Genomic DNA, 3,805 nt, shown 5'->3' with positions numbered 1-3,805 from the left:
AAAATGAAAATACTGCTATGGATATTCGTCGTGAAAGTGGAGATTTGATTGTAGATTTGCCTGGGGTTGACTTGCCCGACCAATTGAAACGCAAACTGGATGTAATGGATTTTGCGACCCCGGTGAATTTGATTGAAAGTATGCAAACACGCGATGGGTCCAGGTTGGTGCTTACAACTACTGGCAAGTTTGAACATCTGGCTTACCAATCTGGCGATAAGCTGGTTGTTGAGGTAAAACCAGTTGCAGAACGAACTACAGCTGAGACCACTGAAAATGAATTTGGCTTTGAAGGTGAGAAGCTGTCGCTGAATTTCCAGAATATTGAAGTTCGTGCCGTTTTACAGTTACTGGCTGATTTTAACGGTATGAATCTGGTGACCAGCGACACAGTGACCGGCAACTTAACCCTGCGTTTGAAAAATGTACCTTGGGATCAGGCATTGGATATTATTTTGAAAACCAAGGGTCTGGGTATGCGTCAGAATGGTAATGTCATGCTGATTGCCCCAGCAGCAGAAATTGCCGCTCGCGAAAAACAGGAGCTTGAGGCCAGACGTCAATTGGTCGAGCTGGAACCACTCTATTCCGAGATATTTGAAGTCAACTTTGCAAAAGCCACAGATATGGCTGAGATTTTAACGACAACTCAAGGTCAAACTACAGCCGGGAGCAGTGCTGGCGGATTTCTTTCAGATCGTGGCAGCGTAGTGGTTGACCAACGGACCAACTCTTTACTGCTTCGTGATACTGCTAGAAATCTTGCCGATGTTCGCAAATTAATTGAAAAACTGGATATTCCGGTACGTCAGGTGTTAATTGAATCGCGGATTGTTATTGCCAACAATGACTTTACTAAGGAGCTGGGGGTGCGTTTTGGCACCTCAGCTGAAAGTGGCACCTTGGGAGCAGGCACATCCGGTTCTCTGGAAGGTTTGCAGGTTCCGGCGAATAATCTGGATGCGGTGGTTCCCACAAACCAGGCTGGATTACGTGGTCAGGATTTAAATGTGAACTTACCAGTTGCCAATCCGGCAGGGACTATTGCTTTGGCGTTGGCTAAATTGCCTTTGGGAGCGGTGCTGGAGTTGGAGCTTTCTGCGATGCAGGAGGAAGGCAAAGGTGAGATTATTTCAACACCACGTGTCATCACTTCAAACCAAAAACAGGCTACCATTGAGCAAGGTACCGAAATTCCCTATCAGGAAGCTTCATCAAGTGGTGCAACCTCGGTTTCATTCAAAGAGGCACTGTTAAAACTGGATGTGACTCCGCAGATTACGCCGGATGATCGCATTGTGATGGATCTGGAAGTGAATAAAGACGAAGTAGGTGCCATTTTCCTCGGCGTTCCTAGTATTGATACCAGAAGCGTTCGCACGCAGGTATTGGTGGATAATGGCGAAACTGTGGTGTTGGGGGGTATTTATGAACAAACGTCTAGAACAGAATCGACACGTGTACCATTCTTTGGTGATTTGCCTTATGTGGGCTTTCTCTTCAAAACCAATACGAATGAAGATCGCCAGCGTGAGTTACTGGTATTTGTGACACCAAAAATTATTAAGGAAGGTATGGATTATTAATTCCTGCTTTTTCAGTTAATATAAAAAACCGGATCGACTCAAGCCTGTCGATCCGGTTTTTTTTTCACGATAAACAGTTGAGTCATTAGCCACGTGATTTCAGGTAATATATTTCTGGTGGGACCAATGGGGTCTGGAAAGTCTACCATTGGTCGACAGCTTGCTAAAAAGCTGCATCGTAAGTTTTTTGATAGTGATCGTGAGATTGAAAAGCGCACTGGTGTATCCATCTCCTGGATTTTTGAGATGGAAGGTGAAGAAGGCTTCAGAGAGCGCGAGCAAAAAGTGATTGATGAGCTTAGCGCAATGGATAATATTGTAATGGCAACTGGTGGCGGTGCTGTGCTGGCGGAGGCAAACCGGCGCAATCTGAAACGTGGCAAGGTTGTCTATCTGGCGGCTACAGCCGAACAACTTTACCGCCGCACATCTCGTGATACCAGTCGCCCCTTGTTGCAGGTGGCGGATCGGCGCCTGCAAATAAAACAATTAATGGCACAGCGGGACCCTTTATATCGGGAAGTGGCTGATGTGGTGCTACAAACAGGTGATCAATCTGTTACCCGAACCGTGAACGCAGTGATAAAACAATTACAACAATTAAAAACAAAAGAAACCTGAATATGATGAAAACGCTTCAAGTTGCGCTCGGTGATCGCAGTTATCCCATCCATATTGGTGAAAATCTGCTATCGGGAAGTGATTTATTTACCGCCCATATCCGGGGAAAGGAAGTGTTGATTGTTACCAATGAAACGGTGGCACCTCTGTACCTGGATACCGTAAAAACAGCGTTAAAAGACTATCGGCTGGAAAGTGTTATTTTGCCAGATGGTGAACAATATAAAACGCTGGACACCATGCAGCTGATTTTTGATCGTTTACTGGAAGCCAGATTGTCTCGTCAGGTAACCATTATTGCGCTGGGTGGTGGTGTTATAGGCGATATGGCAGGATTTGCTGCAGCCTGTTATCAGCGGGGGGTGCCCTTTATCCAGGTTCCCACCACCTTATTATCACAGGTCGACTCTTCAGTTGGCGGCAAAACCGCGGTCAATCATCCGTTAGGCAAAAATATGATTGGTGCGTTTTACCAGCCGCAATGTGTACTGGCAGATACTGCCACGTTAAAAACGTTGGATGATCGTCAGTTTTCTTCGGGACTGGCAGAAGTCATTAAATATGGTTTGATTAATGACGCTGAATTTTTTGACTGGCTTGAACAGAATATGTCGCTGCTGGTTTCGCGTGATCCTGAGGCACTGGCACAAGCGATTGCCCGATCCTGTCAGGATAAGGCAACCATTGTGGCAGATGATGAGCGTGAACAAGGTGTCAGAGCTTTGTTAAACCTTGGCCATACATTCGGTCATGCCATTGAGACTGGTTGTGGCTACGGGAATTGTCTGCATGGTGAGGCGATTGCAATAGGTATGGTGATGGCAGCCGACTTGTCGCAACGTATGGGATGGCTTAGCACGGAAAAAGTTACCCGTATCAGCGACATTATGAAAGCCGCTAATCTGCCTGTTACTGTTCCGGGCAAGTTAAGTTCTGCAGATTTTATGAACCTGATGGCGGTAGATAAAAAGGTTCAGGATGGACTGATTCGTCTGGTGTTGTTAAAAGATATCGGTCAGGCCATTATTTCCGATGACTACGATGGTGACGCTCTGGCTGAAACCCTGGCGAAATTTACTGCTGGAAATTGAGTAATGCAATGACTGCAGCGGCAGCTGAACCAAAATATATTTCAAGATTAGCGCTTCAGTCGAATCCATTCAGTGCTGAGGTGACAGAAGCCGGACTGTATATGGGGCCGGAAATTAAGCAGCGTCTGGACCTGGTTCTGCATCTGCTGCGGGCCAGTGACAAAATTCCTTTGCTGTATGGCAGCAACGGTCTGGGTAAAACCACTACTTTAAAAGCCTTAATGAATCGGGGGGGCGATGATTTGCGTTTTTGCCTGATTCAGGCAGAACCCTCATTAACCATTCAGTTTATGGTCAGCCGCTGTTTACAGGTTTTTGGTGCGCCTCAGGAGAGTACGCTGGGCAGTAACAACCTTCAGCTATTACAACAGCGATTACAACAACTGCAGACTTTGCAGATTCGTCCGGTGTTATTGATTGATGATATCAGTAAGCTTGCCGAGCCATTACTCCAGCAATTAAAAACCTGGTTTGACTGGCAACATGAAGGCAACTATCTATGGCGGG

At 46.2% G+C, this 3,805-nt stretch carries 4 protein-coding genes; all 4 read left to right on the top strand.

Translation table 11 applies throughout. From position 1 onward, the window contains the following. The coding region (locus B3182_RS06170) for a type IV pilus secretin PilQ (protein WP_292751993.1) at nt 1-1,586 on the top strand (1,586 nt) is incomplete at its 5' end. Nucleotides 1,587-1,679: 93 nt separating this feature from the next. After that, nucleotides 1,680-2,207, top strand: coding sequence for a shikimate kinase AroK (gene aroK, locus B3182_RS06165; RefSeq protein WP_292358239.1), 528 nt, complete (start codon nt 1,680-1,682; stop codon nt 2,205-2,207). Between the two features lie 5 nt (nt 2,208-2,212). Next, nucleotides 2,213-3,298 (top strand): 3-dehydroquinate synthase, encoded by a 1,086-nt coding sequence (gene aroB, locus B3182_RS06160; RefSeq protein WP_292358237.1) that lies wholly within the window; start codon nt 2,213-2,215, stop codon nt 3,296-3,298. A gap of 8 nt (nt 3,299-3,306) precedes the next feature. After that, nucleotides 3,307-3,805 (top strand): AAA family ATPase (locus B3182_RS06155; protein ID WP_292751990.1); only part of this gene is annotated, 499 nt, incomplete at its 3' end.

The sequence above is a fragment of the Methylophaga sp. UBA4204 genome, assembly GCF_002379485.1.
Taxonomy (GTDB): domain Bacteria; phylum Pseudomonadota; class Gammaproteobacteria; order Nitrosococcales; family Methylophagaceae; genus Methylophaga.
This window is presented reverse-complemented; position numbering and strand designations above follow the sequence as displayed.